Here is a 19,199-nt window from a genome sequence, read left to right as displayed (position 1 = left end):
CGCATCTGGAGGAGAGCCATCGTGCCTCGTACCGTCAGGGACGTCGTCTTCGTCGACGGCGTCCGCACCCCGTTCGGCAAGGCGGGCCCGAAGGGCATCTACCACGAGACCCGCGCCGACGACCTCGTCGTGAAGGCGATCCGGGAGCTGCTGCGCCGCAACCCCGGCCTGGACCCGAAGAAGATCGACGAGGTCGCCATCGCGGCGACCACGCAGATCGGCGACCAGGGCCTCACCCTCGGCCGCACGGCCGGCATCCTCGCGGGCCTGCCGCAGTCCGTGCCCGGCTACTCGATCGACCGCATGTGCGCCGGCGCGCTGACCGCCGTGACCACCACCGCCGGTTCGATCGCCTTCGGTGCCTACGACGCCGTCATCGCCGGCGGTGTCGAGCACATGGGCCGGCACCCGATGGGCGAGGGCGTGGACCCCAACCCGCGCTTCGTCTCCGAGAAGCTGGTCGACGAGTCCGCCCTGTTCATGGGCATGACCGCGGAGAACCTGCACGACCGGTACCCGTCGATCACCAAGCTGCGCGCCGACGAGTACGCGGTGCGCTCGCAGGAGAAGGCCGCCAAGGCGTACGCCAACGGCAAGATCCAGGCCGACCTGGTGCCGATCTCGGTGCGCCGCACCAACCCGGAGGGCGGCGAGACCGGCTGGGGCCTGGTCACCGCCGACGAGCCGATGCGCCCGGGCACCACGCTGGAGAACCTGGCGAACCTCAAGACGCCGTTCCGTGTGCACGGCCGGGTCACCGCGGGCAACGCGGCCGGTCTGAACGACGGCGCCACCGCGTCGATCATCGCGAGCGAGGACTTCGCCCGCGAGAACGGCCTGCCGGTCAAGATGCGCCTGGTGTCGTACGCCTTCGCGGGCGTCGAGCCGGAGGTCATGGGCTACGGCCCGATCCCGGCCACGGAGAAGGCCCTCGCCAAGGCGGGCCTTTCCATCTCCGACATCGGCCTGTTCGAGATCAACGAGGCCTTCGCCGTCCAGGTCCTGGCCTTCCTGGAGCACTACGGCATCGCCGACGACGACGCGCGCGTCAACCAGTACGGCGGCGCCATCGCCTTCGGCCACCCGCTGGCCTCCTCCGGCGTCCGGCTGATGACGCAGCTGGCCCGCCAGTTCGAGGAGCAGCCGCACGTCCGCTACGGCCTGACCACCATGTGCGTCGGCTTCGGCATGGGCGCGACGGTCATCTGGGAGAACCCGCACTTCGAGGGGGACAAGTGAGCACCACCGCCGAGCTTCTGAAGCAGGCCTCGGACCTGTTCCCCGACGAGGTCGTCACCAGCGCGCACGTACGCCACTTCGACCTGCCCTTCGGCGCGGGCCGGTTCGCTCTGATCACGCTGGACAACGGCCTGGACCACACCAAGCCGACCACCTTCGGCCCGGCCTCGCTGGCGAACCTGAACACCGCCGTCGACCAGGTCGAGAAGGAGGCGGCCGAGGGCGCGATCGTCGGTGTGGGCATCACCGGCAAGCCGTTCATCTTCGCCGTCGGCGCCGACCTCAAGGGCGTCGAGCTGCTGAAGGAGCACGAGCACGCCCTCGCCATCGGCAAGGGCGGCCACGAGGTCTTCAAGCGGCTGTCGAAGCTGGCCGTGCCGACCTTCGCGTACTACAACGGCGCGGCCATGGGCGGCGGCGTCGAGGTCGGTCTGCACTGCTCCTACCGGACCGTCTCCAAGGCGATCCCGGCGTTCTCGCTGCCCGAGGTCTTCCTCGGCCTGGTCCCCGGCTGGGGCGGCTGCACCCTGCTGCCGAACCTGATCGGCGCCGACAAGGCCGTCTCGGTCATCATCGAGAACTCCCTGAACCAGAACAGGCAGCTCAAGGGCCAGCAGGTCTTCGACCTCGGGATCGCCGACGCGATCTTCGAGGGCGCCGACTTCCTGGAGCAGTCCCTGATCTGGACGGCTCAGGTCCTCAAGGGCGACATCACCGTGGAGCGCCCGGCCATCGACCGCGGCGAGGCCTGGGACCAGGCCGTCGCCAAGGGCCGGTTCATCGCCGACGGCAAGGTGCACGGCGCGGCCCCGGCCGCCTACCGCGCCCTGGACATCATCGCCGCCGCCAAGAACGGCGACCTCCAGCAGGGCTTCGACGCCGAGGACCAGGCCCTCGCCGACCTGATCATGGGCGGCGAACTGCGCGCCGGCATCTACGCGTTCAACCTCGTCCAGAAGCGCGGCAAGCGTCCCGCCGGCGCCCCGGACAAGAACCTGGCCCGCCCGGTCACCAAGGTCGGTGTCGTCGGCGCCGGTCTGATGGCCTCCCAGCTCGCCCTGCTGTTCCTGCGCCGCCTGGAGGTGCCGGTCGTGCTGACCGACATCGACCAGGAGCGCGTCGACAAGGGTGTTGCCTACGTCCACGCCGAGATCGACAAGCTGCTCGGCAAGGGCCGCGTCAACCAGGACAAGGCCAACCGTCTCAAGGCGCTGGTCACCGGTGTCCTGGACAAGGCCGAGGGCTTCGCGGACGCGGACTTCGTCATCGAGGCCGTGTTCGAGGAGATCGGCGTCAAGCAGCAGGTGTTCGCGGAGGTCGAGGCGGTCGCCCCGGCGCACGCGATCCTCGCCACCAACACCTCCTCGCTGTCCGTGACGGAGATGGCGTCGAAGCTGAAGCACCCCGAGCGGGTCGTCGGCTTCCACTTCTTCAACCCGGTGGCCGTCCTGCCGCTGCTGGAGATCGTCCGCGGCGAGCAGACCGACGACGCCTCCCTGGCGACCGCGTTCGCCGTCGCCAAGAAGCTGAAGAAGACCGCGGTGCTGGTCAAGGACGCCCCGGCGTTCGTCGTGAACCGGATCCTGACCCGCTTCATGGGCGAGATCCAGAACGTCATCGACGAGGGCACCCCGGTCGAGGTCGCCGAGAAGGCCGTCGAGCCGCTCGGTCTGCCGATGTCCCCGCTGGTGCTGCTGGAGCTGGTCGGCCCCGCGATCGGCCTGCACGTCTCCGAGACGCTGCACGGCGCGTTCCCGGACCGCTTCAAGGTCTCCCCGAACCTCAAGGCGGTCGTGGAGGCGGGCAAGCGCGGCTTCTACGTCTACGACAGCGGCAAGCCGGAGCTGGACCCGGAGGTCGCCGCGCTGCTCAAGCAGGGCGACGTGGTCCTGACCGAGGAGCAGGTGCGGGCGCGGGTGCTGGACGCGGTGGCGCAGGAGATCGGGCTCATGCTCGACGAGGGCGTCGTCGCCGAGGCCCAGGACATCGACCTGTGCCTGATCACGGGCGCCGGCTGGCCCTTCCACCTGGGCGGCATCACGCCGTACCTGGACCGCGAGGGCGTCTCCGAGCGCGTGAACGGCAAGAAGTTCCTGGCCCCGGGCGTGGCGAGCGTCCCGGCGTAACCCGGTACGACGTGTGAAGCACGACGTGTGAAGGGCCCCCGCCGAAACGAGGCGGGGGCCCTTCCGCGTGCTCAGGACTGCCGCCACGCCTCCAGGGCCAGGCCCGGCTCGTCCTTGCGCCGGGTCAGCAGAAGCTGTCCCGTCGAGGGGGACAGCGTGGCCGCCACCACCCGGCCGGTCTCGTCCGTCGCGAGGGACACCAGAGCGTCCAGGGGCAGTTCGGGGCCCGACTCGGTCCACCAGGCCCCCGCCGACTCCTGCTCGGTCGGATAGGCGGCGAAGGCGACCCGGCGGCTCGCCGTCCGCTGGGCCAGCAGCGTGCAGTCGTACCCGTCCAGGTCGCAGCGGACCGCCGAGACCGGGCCGGGGCCCGCCGCGGGCAGCAGCGTGGCCGGCTTGCCGCCGGGCCGCCAGGCGCACAGGGTGTCGTCGGTGTCGGTGTAGAAGAGCGTCGTGCTCTCCGGGGAGGTGGCCAGGGCGCGCAGGGTGCCCGGACGGACCGGGGCGGGCAGGGACTCCTGGAGCACGGGCACGGCGCCCGGCGACTCCTGACGCCAGTACAGCAGGCCCTTCGGGTCGGCCGCGTACAGCTCCACCGTGCCGGACCCCGTGGTGACCGCGGCCAGTCGGTCGTGCGCCTCGCTGCCCCCCAGGTCTCGCCAGGGGCCCCAGCCGCCCTTCTCCTTCTGCCCGAGCATGCTCACGCCGCCGCCCTTGTTCCGGACGAACACATGGGCGCGGCCCTGCGCGTCGACCGTGACCGCGGGGGTGCCGGTGCGCTCGCCGGTCTTGTCCGGGTGGCCGATCGGCTGCCAGTCCAGGGCGGCCAGGTGCGGGCGGAAGTGCGTGGAGTGCACGAGTCCGGCTTCGCCCTTGACGGTGGGCCGCCAGGACACCAGATGGGCATAGCGGTCGGCGCCCTGGCCGATCGCCAGGACGGGGTGCAGTTTCTGGTCGCCGCCCATCCTGCGGGGGGCGGACCAGGGGCCGCCGGGGCCGCGCTCCGCCCGGCACAGGACGGCGTCGCCCGACAGCTGGTACACACTGAGCCGGCCGTCTCGGCCGCGAAGGAGCCAGTCGCCGTTCACCGGTTCACTTTAAGCCGCCCCGCACCGGCCACGGGGCACGGCCCCCGGCTCGGGACATGGGACCCTTGCGGTATGACCGATCCCCTCGACGCCCCGTCCTCCCCCGCCCCGCCGCTCGTCATCGTGGACGGCGCGAACGTCGTCGGATCGCGGCCCGACGGCTGGTGGAAGGACCGCAAGGGCGCGGCCGAGCGGCTGCGGGACCGGCTCGCGGGCGAGGGCCTGCCCGGGCACCCGGGGCCGGTGGAGATCGTGCTCGTGGTCGAGGGCGCGGCCCGGGGCGTGGCCTCGGTGCCGGGCGTGCGGGTGGAGTCGGCGCCGGGCAGCGGGGACGACCACGTCGTGGAGCTGGCCGCCGCCAGCCCCGGCCGCCCCCGTCTGGTGGTGACCGCCGACCGCGAGCTGCGCCGCCGGGTGACGGAACTGGGCGCGCGGGTGGCGGGGCCGCGCACGGTCCTGGGCTGAGCCGCACCGGCGGCGGCCCCGGCCGGCCACCCGGGCGGCACCGCCGCCGGGGCCCGCGCCGGCGGGAGTCCCGGCCGGCGGGACCCGTGCGCCAGGAGCCGCAGCGCCACGGCACACCCCGCGGACCGACCGCCGGGAGCCGCCCCGCCACACCACACCCCCGTCCCCGCCACAGTTCCGGGGCCAGCCACACCGACCGCGACCCCGGCCGACCACCGGCAAGCACCCCGTCGGCGGGGGGGCACGGCCGGCCGGACCCACAGCCACCCCAACGACCCGCCAGGGCCGACCGCCGGGAGCCACCCCACCACACACCACACCCCCGTACCCGCCACAGTTCCGGGATCACCCACACCAACCGCGACCCCGGCCTACCACCGGCAAGCACCCCGTCGCGGGGGGGGCACGGCCGGCTGGACCCACAACCACCCCGACGGCCCGCCGGGGCCGACCGCCGGAAGCGACACCACCACACACCACACCCCCGTACCCGCCACAGTTCCGGGTGCAGCCACACCGACCGCGACCCCGGCCGACCACCGGCAAGCACCACGCCAGCGGGGCCCACAGCCGCCCCGGCGGCCCGCGGGGGCCGGCCCGCCTCGGGTCACGTCCCGTGCCCGTTACGGTGCCGCGTCCGGCCGCGCCGTCGCGCGGGCGTACAGGACCGCGCCGTCGACGCGGGCGACCTCGGTGTAGTCGCTCGCGAGCAGGCGGCGCAGGGTGGGCAGGCGGGCGGGGGCGTACGGCTTGCCGCGGGAGTCGTCGGCGATCAGGGCGGGGGCGTGCGCGGCCAGCTCGCGGCGGAAGACGGGCCAGGCGCCGGGGACGGCGTACGCCTCGCCGACCCGGGAGCCGTCCCGGCCGCCGCTGTAGTTGGTGAGCAGCCCCGCGGTGAGGTAGCGGGTGGCGGGGGTGCGGCCGGCCAGCCAGTACGTCTCGGGGTGCATCCCCCACACCAGGACCCGGTCGCCGGGCGCCGTGCGGTGGGCGAGGGCCGCCGCCAGCCGCTCGGCGTGCGCGAGTTCGGGGCGCGGGGCGGCAAGGCCCCAGCCGACGAAGAGGGCGCAGGCGCAGCAGGAGGTGACGACGGCGGCCGGGCGCCGCTGCCCCGGGCGGGTGTGCAGCGCGGCGGTGGCCAGCAGGGCGAGCGGCGGGATCAGTTGCAGGTAGTAGTGGCCGAAGAAGTGGCAGCCGACGGCCACGGCGACGGCCGAGGAGGCGAGCCACAGCCACAGCCACGGCTCGGCCGCCCGGGCGCGGGAGCCGCGCAGGGCCCGCGCGATCGGCGGGAGCAGCCCCGCCGAGGCCGCCGCGAGGAGCGCGGTGTTGGCCAGGGCCCGGCCGAGGATGTGGAGCGCGGAGCCGGAGACGCCGGCGTAGGCGGCGGAGCCGGTCACCGTCCAGAACACGAAGCCGGCCGGGTCCGTCAGCAGCGCCGCGCCGAGCACGGGGGCGGCGAACCCGGCCGCGAGCCGGGGCAGGCCCGCCCGGACGGCACCGCGCCGGTGCAGCAGCCAGAGCACCGGCAGCAGGACGGCACCGCCGGTCTGCTTGGTCAGGAACGCGGCCGCGACGGCGGTGCCGGCCGCGCCCCAGCGCCCCCGGTCCGCGCACCACACGGCGGCGGCCGTCCAGGGCAGTATGAACACCTCGAAGCCGGCGGCCTGCGCGTCCTCCGGGTTCAGCCCCACCGACACCAGCAGATACAGCACCCCGGCGGTGCGGCCCGCCGGGTCGCCCCAGTGGCGGCGGGCCAGGGAGGCCAGCAGCACGGCGGTGAGCAGCTGGGCGAGGACGGCGAGGATCCGCAGGGGGGTCAGGGAGCCGGAGCCGCACAGCGCGAACGCGGCCTCGTACAGCCAGGGCAGCAGCGGCGGTTTGCGGTCCACCACCGTGTCGTAGAGCTGCCCGCCGTGGGCGAGCAGCCGGGCCTCGACGGCGAGGTAGCCCTCGTCGGGGTTCCACAGCGGGCGGACGAAGGAGGGGATCCGGGTGGCGCAGGCCAGCACCGTCAGCAGGGGCAGCAACCGCGTCCAGTACGCCGTCCGGGTGAGCGTGGTCCGGGCGGGGGCGAGCTGGGCGGCGAGCATGGTCAGCACGCTATCCGGACGCCTGGCGCCGGGCGCCGAAGGACATACGGGGGCGGGAGTGTCGCCCGGGTCAGGCCGGCGGGCGCGGGGTCCCGTCGGCCGGGGTGTGCCCGCGCAGGGCGAGCCGGCTGTGCGAGCGGCCGTAGAGGAAGTAGACGACGAAACCGATCAGCATCCACACCGCGAACCGCAGCCAGGTCTCCGCGGGCAGGTTCAGCATCAGCCACAGCGAGGCGAGCACCGACAGCACCGGGACCAGCGGGACCAGCGGGGTGCGGAAGGCGCGGGGCAGGTCGGGGCGGGTGCGGCGCAGGATGATCACGCTGAGCGCCACGATGGCGAAGGCGAAGAGGGTGCCGATGTTCACCAGCTCGGCCAGTTCGCTGAGGCTGGTGAAGCCCGCCACGACCGCGATGACGACGCCGAGCAGGATGGTCGACCGGTAGGGGGTGCGGAACCTCGGGTGGGTCTGGGAGAAGAACCGGGGCAGCAGCCCGTCGCGGCTCATCGCGAAGAACACCCGGGACTGGCCGAGCAGCAGGATCATGCACACGGTGGTCAGGCCGACCGCGGCGCCGAAGCTGATCAGGCCCGCGAACCAGGGGTGCCCGGTGGTCTTGAACGCGTCGGCGAGGGGCGCCTCCACGGACAGCGAGCTGTACTTCTGCATGCCGGTGACGACGATCGACACGGCGACGTACAGGGCGGTGCAGATGACCAGGGAGCCGAGGATGCCGCGCGGGACGTCGCGCTGCGGATTGCGGGTCTCCTCGGCGGCGGTGGCGACGACGTCGAAGCCGATGAAGGCGAAGAAGACCACGGAGGCGGCGGTGAAGATGCCCATGACCCCGAAGTGCGAGGGGGCCCACCCGAACATCAACTGGACCAGGGGGGCCTTGAGATTGCCGCCGGCCGCGGCGGGCTGCTCCGCGGGAATGAACGGGTCGTAGTTGGCGCCCTTGACGAAGAAGGCGCCCGCGACGATCACGACGAGGACGACGGCCACCTTGATCCCGACGACCACCGAGGTGACCCGCGCGGACACCTTCATGCCGACGACGAGGATGGCGGTGAGCAGCAGCACGAGGGCGGCGGCGAGGATGTCGAAGCCGAAGCCGGTGGCGCCGTCCCGCCCGCCGAGCGCCTCGGGCAGGTGCCAGCCCCAGTTGTCGAGCAGCGAGTGGATGTAGCCGGACCAGCCGACCGCGACCACCGCCGTGCCGAGCGCCAGCTCCAGCACCAGGTCCCAGCCGATGATCCAGGCGGGGAGTTCGCCGAGCGAGGCGTAGGAGAAGGTGTAGGCGGAGCCCGCCACCGGAACCGTGGAGGCGAACTCGGCATAGCAGAGGGCGGCGAGCGCGCAGACGGCACCGGCTATGACGAAGGACAGCGAGACCGCGGGTCCGGCGGTGTTCTTCGCCGCCGTGCCGGTGAGGACGAAGATGCCGGTGCCGATGATGACGCCGACGCCGAAGACGGTCAGGTCCAGGGCGGACAGTGACTTCTTGAGCGCGTGCTCGGGTTCCTCGGTGTCCTGGATGGACTGCTCGACGTTCTTCGTCCGGAACAGCGTGCTGCTCACGAACCCACCTCCCACGCTTGCCGGCCTCGACATGATCGAGAGGGCCGGTGGTACGGGTTTGACCCGCACAGGCAGGTTCACGCAAACAGGCCGGTTCCGCCACCGGGGGACGTGGCGGGACCGGCCTGTCGGGGGCGCTCGCTAGTCGCGCGCGGGCTCCACGGCGTCGGCCGGGCGCTCGAACCGGCCGTCGAGCTTGGCGACCAGCCCGGTGACCTGGCGGGCGATGTCCGGCGCGGTCAGCCCGATCTCGGCCATGACCTCGGCACGGGAGGCGTGGTCGAGGAAGCGCGGCGGGATGCCGAAGTCGCGCAGCGGTACGTCCACGCCCGCGTCCCTCAGGGCCTGGGCGATCGCGGAGCCGACGCCGCCGACCCGGCTGTTGTCCTCGACGGTGACGACGACCCGGTGCCGTTCGGCCAGCGGGGCCATGGCCTCGTCCACGGGCTTGACCCAGCGCGGGTCGACCACGGTGGTGGAGATGCCCTGCTTGTCGAGCAGGGCGGCGATCTCCAGGCACATCGGGGCGAGGGCGCCCACGGACACCAGCAGGACGTCCGGTCGGTCCGTGCCGGGCTCGCGCAGTACGTCCATGCCGCCGACCCGGCCCACGGCGGGCACGGCGGGACCGACTGCGCCCTTGGAGAAGCGGACCACGGTCGGCGCGTCCTCGACGGCGACGGCCTCGCGCAGCTGGGCCCGCACCTGGTCGGCGTCGCGCGGCGCGGCCAGCCGCAGCCCGGGCACCACCTGGAGGATCGACATGTCCCACATGCCGTTGTGCGAGGCGCCGTCGGTGCCGGTGATCCCGGCCCGGTCCAGCACGAAGGTCACCCCGCACTTGTGCAGGGCCACGTCCATGAGGACCTGGTCGAAGGCGCGGTTGAGGAAGGTGGCGTACACGGCGAAGACCGGGTGCAGCCCGCCGTAGGCGAGGCCCGCCGCGGAGACGGCGCCGTGCTGCTCGGCGATCCCGACGTCGTAGACCCGGTCGGGGAAGCGCTTGGCGAACTTGTCCAGGCCGACCGGCTGGAGCATGGCGGCGGTGATCGCGACGATGTCCTCGCGTTCCTCGCCGAGCCTGACCATCTCCTCGCCGAAGACCGAGGTCCAGTCGGCGCCGGAGGAGCTGATCGGCAGCCCGGTGTCCGGGTGGATCTTGCCGACGGCGTGGAAGCGGTCGGCCTCGTCCTGGAGGGCGGGCTGGTAGCCGCGGCCCTTCTCGGTGAGGCAGTGCACGATCACCGGGCCGCCGAACCGCTTGGCGCGGGCCAGCGCGGACTCCAGCGCCTCGATGTCGTGGCCGTCGATCGGGCCGAGGTACTTCAGGCCCAGGTCCTCGAACATGCCCTGCGGGGCGATGAAGTCCTTCAGCCCCTTCTTGGCGCCGTGCAGGGTCTCGTACAGCGGCTTGCCGACGACCGGGGTGCGGTCGAGGATGTCCTTGGTCCGGGCGAGGAAGCGCTCGTAGCCGTCGGTGGTGCGCAGGGTCGCCAGGTGGTTGGCGAGGCCGCCGATGGTCGGGGCGTAGGAGCGCTCGTTGTCGTTGACGACGATGACGAGCGGGCGGTCCTTGGCCTCGGCGATGTTGTTCAGCGCCTCCCAGGCCATGCCGCCGGTGAGCGCGCCGTCACCGATGACGGCGACCACGTGGTCGTCCCGCCGGCGCAGCTGGTTGGCCTTGGCGATGCCGTCGGCCCAGCCGAGCACGGTCGAGGCGTGACTGTTCTCGATGACGTCGTGCTCGGACTCGGCCTGCGCCGGGTAGCCGGACAGCCCGCCCTTCATCTTCAGCCGGGAGAAGTCCTGCCGGCCGGTGAGCAGCTTGTGCACGTAGGACTGGTGGCCGGTGTCCCACAGCACCTTGTCCTCGGGCGAGTGGAAGACCCGGTGCAGGGCGATGGTCAGCTCCACCACACCGAGGTTCGGACCGAGGTGGCCGCCGGTCTTGGAGACAGCGTCGACGAGGAAGGTACGGATCTCCTCTGCCAGCTGGTCCAGCTCCTCCAGGCTGAGCCGGTCCAGATCGCGCGGTCCCCTGATGCGGGTCAGCAGCGGCACCCGTGCCTCCTTGAACTAGAGCTGATCGAGCTGTTGCCGGGCTCGCCCGAGTCTAATGCCGGGCCCGACGGGCACCCCGAAGGGGCGCGGTCGGCCGCGGAGCCGGCCACGACGGGCCGGTACGCGGTCGTCCGCGCCCCTTGGGGCGGGCGGGCGCTAGGCGCGGCCCGCGGTCTTCTGCGTCTTGCGCGTGATGGAGTCGATCACGACGGTGGTCAGCAGAACGGCGGCGGTGATCATGTACTTCACCGGCTCCGCGATGGACTGGAGCTGGAGACCGTACTGGATGGACACGATCACCAGCACACCCAGCAGGGCGTTCCAGGTCCGGCCGCGCCCGCCGAAGAGCGAGGTGCCGCCGATGACGGCCGCGGCGATGGCGTTCATCAGCAGGTCGCCGGTGCCGGCGCTCTGGTTGGCCGAGGCGATCTTCGAGGCCAGGAACAGGCCGCCGATCGCGGCGAACCCGCCGGAGATCGCGAAGACGGAGATCCGCACCGCCGTGACGTTGATGCCCGCGCGCCGGGACGCCTCGACGCTGCCGCCGAGCGCGAAGATCTTGCGCCCGTAGGCGGTGCGCCGCAGCAGGAAGTCCGTGGCGACCAGGAACACCAGGAAGATCACCGTGGCCAGCGGCAGGCCCTTGTACTGGTTGTACATGTAGGCGGCGGCGAAGGCGACGACGGCCAGCAGCACCGTGCGCAGCACCGTGTCGCTCAGCGGCCGGGCGGGGATGCCCGCGGCCTCCCGGCGCCGGTTGCCGAGGAAGGAGGTGACGAAGAACACCGCGACCACGACCACGGCGAGCCCGTAGGCGGCGGCGATGTCGGAGAAGTAGTACGTGGTCAGCTTGGCGACCAGTCCCTCGCCGTCCAGGTTGATCGTGCCGTCCTCGCCCAGCACCTTCAGCATGAAGCCGAGCCAGAACAGCAGGCCGGCCAGTGTGACGGCGAAGGCGGGGGCGCCGAGCACCGCGAAGAAGAAGCCGTGCAGCGCGCCGATGGCGAGGCCGGCGGCGATGGCGAGGAGGACGGCGGCCCACTCGGGCCAGCCCTGGTTGACCGCGAGGACGGCCATCAGGGCGCTGGCCGCGCCGCTGACCGAGCCCACCGAGAGGTCGATCTCGCCGAGCAGCAGCACGAAGACGATGCCGACGGAGATCATGCCCGTGCCGACCATCGTGATCGTCACGTCGTTGATGTTCTGCGCGGACAGGAAGTTGGAGTTCAGCACCTGGAAGATCACGCAGATGATCGCCAGGCCCACGATGACCGGCAGGGAGCCCAGCTCGCCGGCCTTCATCTTGCGCTTGAACTCGTTCCAGTAGCCGAGCAGGCCCTCTTCCTGCACCAGCAGGCGCGGGTCGACGGCGGTGACCGCGGCCGCGGCGGCCTCGGGGTTCTCGACCGGGGTCGCGTCCTGTGCGGACGTCTTGCCGGGGTCGGTGGCGGAGGTCTTGTCGATGCTCACTGGGAAGCCTCCCCGTTCGCGCTGGACGTGCGCGCGGCACGGCGGGTCACGGCATTGTCGGTGGCGCCGGTGATGGCGGAGATGATCTCCTCCTGCGAGGTCGTCTTGACCTCGAAGACGCCGTTGTTGCGGCCGAGGCGCAGGACGGCGACCTTGTCGGCCACCGCCTTCACGTCCGCCATGTTGTGGCTGATGAGGATGACGGCGTGGCCGCGCTCGCGCAGCCGCTCGACCAGGTCGAGCACCTGGGCGGTCTGCTCGACGCCGAGGGCGGCGGTGGGCTCGTCCAGGATGACCAGCTTGGGGTCGCCGAGCATGGAACGGGCGATGGCCACGGTCTGGCGCTGACCGCCGGAGAGCGAGGCGATCGGGATGCGGACGCTGGGGATGCGGATCGACAGCGTGGTGAGCAGCTCGCGGGCGCGGCGCTCCATCTCGACCTCGTCCAGCACGCCCCACTTCCTCAGCTCACGGCCGAGGAAGAGGTTGCCGACGACATCGATGTTGTCGCACAGCGCGAGGTCCTGGTAGACCGTCGCGATGCCCAGTGCCTGGGCGTCGTGCGGCTTGCTGATCGACACGGGCTTGCCATCCCATTCGATGGCACCCTCGTCGATGGGGTGGACGCCGGCGATCGTCTTGACCAGCGTGGACTTTCCGGCGCCGTTGTCGCCGACCAGGGCGACCACCTCACCGGCGTGGATCTCGAGCTCTACGTCGGTGAGCGCCTGAACGGCACCGAACCGCTTGGAGACCCCGCGCAACGCCAGCACGGGCGTAGCGGACACGTGAACCATCTCCTTCGCCGCCTGACCCGGCGGGAGGTTGTGCAGAAGTTTGGGGGGAGGGAGTTCCGTCCGGCGCCCCGGGCCGAGCTTGCGGGGCTGTGTGAATGCGCCGGGGCGCCGGAGGAGCGAGGAGGCGGCCGGTCGTCGTCCGCGCCGCGGGCGTTCAAGGGTCGAACGCCCGGCGGCCGGGAAGGGACCGGGTGCCGCTTACTTGTTCAGGCCGAGCTTGTCGCAGGCGGCCTTGTACTTGCCGGAGCAGATCTCGTCGACGGTGTAGATGCCGTCCTTGATCACGGTGTCCTTGATGTTGTCCTGCGTGAGGGACACGACCGGGACCAGCACGGACGGGACGTCCTTGGCGCTGGCGCTGGAGACCTTGTCCTTGGCGATGGAGTCCAGGCTCTCGCCCTTGGCGAGCGCGACGGCCATCTGGGCGGCGGTCTCCGCCTCCTGCGGGTACGACTTGTACACGCTCATGTACTGGTCGCCGGTGACGATGCGCTGCACACCGGCCAGCTCGGCGTCCTGGCCGGTGACCGGGACCTTCAGGCCCGCGGCCTTCAGGGCGGTGATGATACCGCCGGCCATGCCGTCGTTGGCGGAGTAGACGCCCGCGATGTCCTTCTTGCCGACGGCGGAGATCGCCGCCTCCATCTCGGAGTTGGCGTTGTCCGGCGCCCACTCCTTGGTGTCGTACTCCTTGGCGATGGTGACCTTGCCGTCGAGGACGGAGTGCGCGCCGTCCTTGAACTGCTTGGCGTTGGGGTCGGTCACCGAGCCGTTGATCATGACGATCTTGGAGGACTTGGTGGCCTTGCCGCCCAGCGCCTTCAGCAGGGCCTCGCCCTGGGTCTTGCCGACCTGGACGTTGTCGAAGGAGGTGTAGGCGCTGATCGGGCCCTCGGCGAGGCGGTCGTAGGCGACGACCTTGATGCCCTGGTCCACGGCCTTCTTGACGGAGTTCTGGATGGCCTTGGCGTCCACCGCGTCGATGATCAGGACGTCCACCTTGTTGGTGATCATCGTGTCGACCTGCTGGGCCTGAAGGTTCGCGTCCTGGCGGGCGTTGTTGTACTCGACCTTGGCCTTGCCGTTGGTCAGCTCGCCGATCTTCTTCTCGATCAGCGGGCGGTCGAACTTCTCGTACCGCGCGGTCTTGTTCTCCGGAAGGAGCAGACCGACCGTGATGTCGTCGCCCTTCTTGACGGACGAAGCGGAGGAAGAGTCGTCGTTGCCCTTCGACTCCTTGGCGCTGCCACAGGCGGCCAGCGAGACGGCCATCGCACCGGCGGCAACGGCAACGGCGGCACGACGCATACGTGCGTTCACTTGAGAAACCTCCCTGACGAGGCCGCGTCGTTGCGGCCGAGGTGGCTGGAAGTCAACTCGGCCACACGTGCGACGTCAAGAAGTAAATCCTTAACGAGATGGCAACGGTGCCATCCGTTCTCTAAGTGAAGGCAGGCGCCGTGACCTGCAGGGCTCCGTCCAAAAGGGTGGAATCACCCATCTCGCTGAGGGCGAGGGCGAGCGCGCCGAGGACCTCGGCCCGGCCGCCAAGTGCCCCGGGGAGAACGGACAGTTGACGGGCGGCGCTGGGGATGGCGTAGCGGCCGACGGACTCCCTGATCGGCCCGAGCACCAGCTCCCCGGCCTCGGCGAGGTCGCCGCCGAGGACCACCCGGCTCGGGTTCAGCAGATTGCAGAGGTTGGCCACTCCGCTGCCGATGTGGCGGCCGACGTCGGCGATCACCCGGCGGCAGCCCGGGTCGCCGTCCCTGGCCAGCCGGACGATGCCCTCCATGGTCAGGTCGGGGCCGTGGCTGGGCTGGAGCAGCGGGAGCACATAGCGCGCCGCCGCGAAGGTCTCCAGACAGCCGCGGTTGCCGCAGCGGCAGACCGGTCCGGACTCGTCCAGGGTGATGTGCCCGATCTCGCCGGCCGTGCCGCCCGGGCCCCGGTAGATCTTGCCGTCGATCACCAGACCGGCGCCGACACCGCTGGCGACCTTGATGTAGGCCAGGTCGCGCACGCCCTTGCCGCTGCCCCAGACCAGTTCGCCGAGGGCGCCGAGGTTGGCGTCGTTGTCCACGTGCACGGGTACGCCGAGCCGCTCGCGCAGCTCCTCGGCGGGCTTGGTGCCGCCCCAGCCGGGCAGGATCGCGGTGGAGCCGAGGGTGCCGGACTCGACGTCGATCGGGCCGGGCACGCCGAGGCCGACGCCGGCCACCTTGGTCCGGTCCACGCCGGTCGCCGCGACGAGGCGGTTGACCAGCTGTTCGGCCCGGTCGAAGCCCTGGTCGGCGGAGGCGTCGACGTCCAGCGGCTCGGCCTCCTCGGCGAGCACCTGGTGGGCGAGGTTGCCGACCGCGACCCGCAGATGGGTGTGCCCGAAGTCGACCCCGATCACGATGCCGGCGTCCCCGCTCAGGCTGACGCTGCGGGCCCGCCGCCCGCCCGCCGACGTGGGGGTGACCTCGACGGTTCCGCCGTCCTTCAGTTCCCGCACGATATTGGAGACGGTGGCCGCGGACAGCCCGGTCGTCCGCGCGATCTCCGCCTGGGTGAGGGACCCGGCCAGTCGTACGGCCCGGACCACCCGCTCCAGGTTGGCCCGGTGCAGTGACGACTGCGACCCTGGAGTCTCCACGACGACCTCCTGAGCGCGGGGCCGCTTCGGCGAGGCCCCGTGTATGTCCAACTAGTGAACTCTAAGCTGAGCCGTTCGGGGCGACTCACGTCAAGAGGTTGAACCGTTTCCGGGTACCCGGGCACGGCGGCGCACACCGCCCCGGATCCGCCGGGACGGTGTGCGCACGAGCAATCACGGGGTGTGGCCCCGCCCGCCGGCCGGGGTTACTTCAGCGCCCCCGCGGTCAGTCCCTGCACCACCTGCCGCTGGAAGACGATGTACGCCGCGAGCACCGGCAGCATCGCCATGACCAGGCCCGCGAACAGACCGGACCAGTCGCCCTTGTAGCCCTGGCTGACCGCGAGCTGGACGAGTCCCTGGGTGAGCACCTTCTTGTCCGGGTCGGTGTTCAGGACCGTGGGCAGCATGTACTGGTTCCACTGGCCGAGGAAGTTGAAGATGCCCACGCTGATCAGGCCGGGCTTGGCCATGGGCAGCATGACCTGGAAGAACGTACGCGTGTGCGAAGCGCCGTCCACGAAGGCCGCCTCCGCCACCGATGTGGGCAGGGTGCGGAAGAACGCCGTGAGGAAGAACACCGTGAACGGCAGCGAGTAGGCGATGTAGACCAGGATCAGGCCGTGGATCGTGTTCAGCAGGCCCATGTTGTTCACGACGTAGAACAGCGGGACCAGCGCGAGCATGACCGGGAAGCTCATGCCGCCGACGAACAGGTAGTAGACGAAGCGGTTGCCCGGGAAGTCGAACCGGGCCAGCACATAGGCCGCCATCGAGCCGAGCACCAGGGTGCCGACGAGCGAGCCGCCGACCACCAGGACGGTGTTCAGGAAGTAGTCGCTCATATGGGCGTCGGTCCAGGCCCGGGCCCAGTTGTCGAAGTGCAGCCGGTCCGGCAGGGACCAGGGCGAGCCGAAGATGGAGCCGTCGTCCTTGAAGGAGGTCATCACCGCCCACACCAACGGCATGACCACCATGATCGCCCAGATCACGAGGACGCCGTGGGAGAAGACGTTGAGGACGGTCCCCTCCCGCTGCCGGCCGGAGGGCCGGCGCGCGGCCGGGTGCCGGTCCGTCTTGTGGACCGTGGCGCCGGACTCGGCCGGCGGCGGGGCGGGGGTCTCGGTCGTCTTCATCGGTTCAGAACTCCAGCCGCTCGCGACGGCCCAGCCGCATCACGATCGCCGCGAACGCGAGCGTGACGACCAGCAGGGCGACGCCGATGGTGGTGGCGTACGCGGCCTGACCGTCCCGGAACGCCTTCTGGTACACGTACAGGACCATCACGGTGGTCGAGTAGTCCGGTCCGCCCGGTCCGGTCGTCATGATCTGCACGACCGCGAACGACTCCGCGCCGAGGGCGAGGATGCCCAGGTAGACCCAGCCGGACTGCACGGTGTCCCACAGCAGCGGCAGGGTGACGCGGAAGAACGTGGTGGCCCGGTTCGCGCCGTCCAGCAGCGCCGCCTCGTACAGCTCGGCCGGGATCGAGGCCATGCCCGCGGAGAACAGGACCACGAAGAAGCCGACCGTGGACCACACGAGCACCGCCATCACACACCACAGGGCCAGGTCCGGATCGCCCAGCCACAGCGGCTGCACGCCGTCGAGGCCGATGCCGCGCAGCAGCGAGTTGATCGCTCCGCTGTCCGGGTTGTACGCGAAGGCGAACAGCAGCGAGACGATCGCGATCGACAGGACCTGCGGGAAGAAATAGACGATTTTGTAGAAGGCCGAGCCCCGCACCCCGGAAATGGCGGGGCCGCCCTTCCTCCGCCGGCCGCCCACATTGATCATGAAGGCGAAGAACAGCGCCAGGGCGAGCGTCACCACCGGCAGCACCAGAGCGAACAGGAGACTGTGCCGCAACGACTTCCAGAAGATGCCGTCGTCGAGCATCCTTTCGTAGTTGTCGAACCCGACCATCTTGAAATCGGGGCTGAGGCCCGTCCAGTCCGTGAACGAGTAGTAGACGGACTGGATGAACGGCCACACCACGAAGAGCGCGTACAGTCCCAGGGGCAGTGCCAGAAACCCCACGATGAACCGGTATTTGCCGTGCCGCATCGCCACTCCGGTGCTGTCAGGGTGCCGGATTACTGGTGCTTGTAGTGCTTGATGGAGGAGTCCTTGGCCGCCTCGTCGGCGAACGACTGGATCTTCTTGATCGCCTCGGCGGGGGTGAGCCGGCCGGCCATCATCTCGCCGAGGCCGGACACCCCGATCTTCTCCTTCTGCAACTGCACGTACCAGTCCTGCAGCCGGGGATTCACCACGTTGCTCCCGGCCTTCTCCAGCGCCGCCACACCCGACTTCAGGCCCGGGGTGAGGGTGATGCCGGAGGTGCCGCCGTTGAACGCGGTCAGCGACTTCACCTTGGCGGTGAAGTTCTTCGAGGACGCCTCGGAGAGCATGATGCGCAGCTGCTCCATGCCGCCCTCGGCGTTCTTCGCCTTGGCCGGGACGATGAAGGGCTCGCCGCCGGAGGCCCAGATGGTGCCGAACGGCAGCTTGTCGGAGGCGTCGAGGCCGGAGGGCGCGGAGACGGCGAGGCCGAAGTCGGGCGGGATGACGTTGGCCGATTCGTTCTCCACCCAGGAGCCGTTCGGCAGGAACAGCGCCTTGCCCTTGGCCCACGCGGTCTGCGACTGGATGTGGTCCAGGCCCGGGGTGCCCTGGAGGATGTAGCCCTTCTTGTACAGCTCGTAGTAGGCCTCGAAGCACGCCTTGACCGCGGGGTGCTTCCAGGCGTTCGGCTCCAGGTTGTCGATGGCGTCGAGCACCTCGCGCCCGCCGACCTTGCCGATCATCGGGTACAGCGAGAAGGGGATGTAGTACGGGTACTTGCCCGCGTAGGTCCAGCCCGCGATGCCCCTCTTCTTGGCCTTGGCGCACAGCGCGAGCATGTCGTCCCAGGTCTCCGGGTACGCCGCGTCCAGCGAGTCCAGGGCCTTCTGCGAGTACCAGACGCCGTAGACCGTGTAGGCGTAGTACAGGATCCAGACCGGGTCGCCGTCGAACTGGCCCATCTCCACGATGCCGGGGCGCAGTGTGTCGCGGACCTTCTTCCGGGGGTCGTCGTACGACGGCGCGTCCAGCAGCGCGGTGAGGTCGGCGAGCTGGTTCTTGCCGACGAGGACGCCCATGTCCATCTGTTCGGCGCCGGAGTTGTCGATGAGGTCCGGCGGGGTGCCCTGGTTGAAGCGGGGCTGGAGGGTGGACTGGATCTTCTGGGTGGCCGCGAACCTCACCTTGGCCTTGGGGAAGTCGTGTTCGTAGATCTTCACCGCGTCCTCGGCGTACTCCTTGCCGAAGCCGCCGTCGAAGAGGACGAATTCCAGCCCGGCGGTGTCATTGACACCGAGCGGGTTCTTGGCGGTCTTCTTGCCCTGCTCGGCTTTGTCCTGTCCGTCGCCGCCGCTGCTGGCGCAGGCGGACAGCAGGCCCATCCCCGGCGTGGCGATCAGACCGAGCGCCGCCGAGCGCTTGATCAGATCGCGGCGGCCGACACCTTCGGCACGGTGGTGCGCAGTGGATCCCATGCTCAAGTCCTCGCCTTCTCCAGGACTCAGGCGGTGAACCGGATCCTTGCCGGCACCGCTGGTCGGGTCGTGCAGGGTCGTGCGGGAAATGCCGA

At 70.9% G+C, this 19,199-nt stretch carries 14 protein-coding genes; 3 read left to right on the top strand and 11 right to left on the bottom strand.

Annotated elements, in window-relative coordinates:
• Positions 1–21: 21 nt before the first annotated feature.
• Entirely contained in the window at positions 22–1,239 is a 1,218-nt protein-coding gene (locus tag IE251_RS28550; RefSeq protein ID WP_189755870.1) for a thiolase family protein, read from the top strand.
• Positions 1,236–3,365, top strand: a complete 2,130-nt coding sequence (locus IE251_RS28545; protein WP_189755869.1) for a 3-hydroxyacyl-CoA dehydrogenase NAD-binding domain-containing protein — start codon at positions 1,236–1,238, stop codon at positions 3,363–3,365. Before IE251_RS28550 ends, IE251_RS28545 begins: the two co-directional genes overlap by 4 nt.
• A 71-nt stretch (positions 3,366–3,436) precedes the next feature.
• Here the strand turns inward: IE251_RS28545 and IE251_RS28540 are convergent, their stop codons facing one another.
• Entirely contained in the window at positions 3,437–4,453 is a 1,017-nt protein-coding gene (locus IE251_RS28540; RefSeq protein WP_189755868.1) for a PLL family lectin, read from the bottom strand.
• Between the two features lie 72 nt (positions 4,454–4,525).
• Here IE251_RS28540 and IE251_RS28535 point away from each other — a divergent pair, with 72 nt between their 5' ends.
• On the top strand, positions 4,526–4,918 hold the full coding sequence (locus tag IE251_RS28535) for a PIN domain-containing protein (RefSeq protein ID WP_189755867.1): 393 nt from the start codon (positions 4,526–4,528) through the stop codon (positions 4,916–4,918).
• 623 nt (positions 4,919–5,541) lie between these two features.
• Here the strand turns inward: IE251_RS28535 and IE251_RS28530 are convergent.
• The 10 genes from IE251_RS28530 to ngcE form a co-directional block, all read right to left on the bottom strand.
• Positions 5,542–7,011, bottom strand: coding sequence for a glycosyltransferase family 39 protein (locus IE251_RS28530; RefSeq protein ID WP_189755866.1), 1,470 nt, complete (start codon positions 7,009–7,011; stop codon positions 5,542–5,544).
• A gap of 70 nt (positions 7,012–7,081) precedes the next feature.
• Positions 7,082–8,593: an amino acid permease gene (locus IE251_RS28525; RefSeq protein ID WP_189755865.1), complete on the bottom strand. Its 1,512-nt coding sequence runs from the start codon at positions 8,591–8,593 to the stop codon at positions 7,082–7,084.
• A 141-nt stretch (positions 8,594–8,734) separates the two neighbouring features.
• Positions 8,735–10,654 (bottom strand): 1-deoxy-D-xylulose-5-phosphate synthase, encoded by a 1,920-nt coding sequence (gene dxs / locus IE251_RS28520; RefSeq protein WP_189755864.1) that lies wholly within the window; start codon positions 10,652–10,654, stop codon positions 8,735–8,737.
• Between the two features lie 156 nt (positions 10,655–10,810).
• On the bottom strand, positions 10,811–12,124 hold the full coding sequence (locus tag IE251_RS28515; protein ID WP_189755863.1) for a sugar ABC transporter permease: 1,314 nt from the start codon (positions 12,122–12,124) through the stop codon (positions 10,811–10,813).
• Positions 12,121–12,921 carry an ATP-binding cassette domain-containing protein gene (locus IE251_RS28510; RefSeq protein ID WP_189755862.1) on the bottom strand — a complete coding sequence of 267 codons (801 nt, stop codon included), beginning with the start codon at positions 12,919–12,921 and terminating at the stop codon, positions 12,121–12,123. Before IE251_RS28510 ends, IE251_RS28515 begins: the two co-directional genes overlap by 4 nt.
• A 198-nt stretch (positions 12,922–13,119) precedes the next feature.
• Entirely contained in the window at positions 13,120–14,229 is a 1,110-nt protein-coding gene (locus IE251_RS28505; protein WP_189755966.1) for a substrate-binding domain-containing protein, read from the bottom strand.
• A 133-nt stretch (positions 14,230–14,362) separates the two neighbouring features.
• Positions 14,363–15,562, bottom strand: a complete 1,200-nt coding sequence (locus IE251_RS28500; protein ID WP_030606849.1) for an ROK family transcriptional regulator — start codon at positions 15,560–15,562, stop codon at positions 14,363–14,365.
• 206 nt (positions 15,563–15,768) lie between these two features.
• Positions 15,769–16,698 (bottom strand): carbohydrate ABC transporter permease, encoded by a 930-nt coding sequence (locus IE251_RS28495; RefSeq protein WP_189755861.1) that lies wholly within the window; start codon positions 16,696–16,698, stop codon positions 15,769–15,771.
• A gap of 4 nt (positions 16,699–16,702) precedes the next feature.
• Complete coding sequence (locus IE251_RS28490) at positions 16,703–17,629, bottom strand: carbohydrate ABC transporter permease (protein ID WP_189755860.1); 927 nt, start codon at positions 17,627–17,629, stop codon at positions 16,703–16,705.
• A gap of 29 nt (positions 17,630–17,658) precedes the next feature.
• Positions 17,659–19,104 (bottom strand): N-acetylglucosamine/diacetylchitobiose ABC transporter substrate-binding protein, encoded by a 1,446-nt coding sequence (ngcE, locus tag IE251_RS28485; protein ID WP_189755859.1) that lies wholly within the window; start codon positions 19,102–19,104, stop codon positions 17,659–17,661.
• Between the last annotated feature and the right edge of the window lie 95 nt (positions 19,105–19,199).

Origin of the sequence: Streptomyces eurythermus (genome assembly GCF_014649115.1) — a bacterium.
GTDB classification, from domain to species: Bacteria; Actinomycetota; Actinomycetes; order Streptomycetales; family Streptomycetaceae; genus Streptomyces; species Streptomyces eurythermus.
This window is presented reverse-complemented; position numbering and strand designations above follow the sequence as displayed.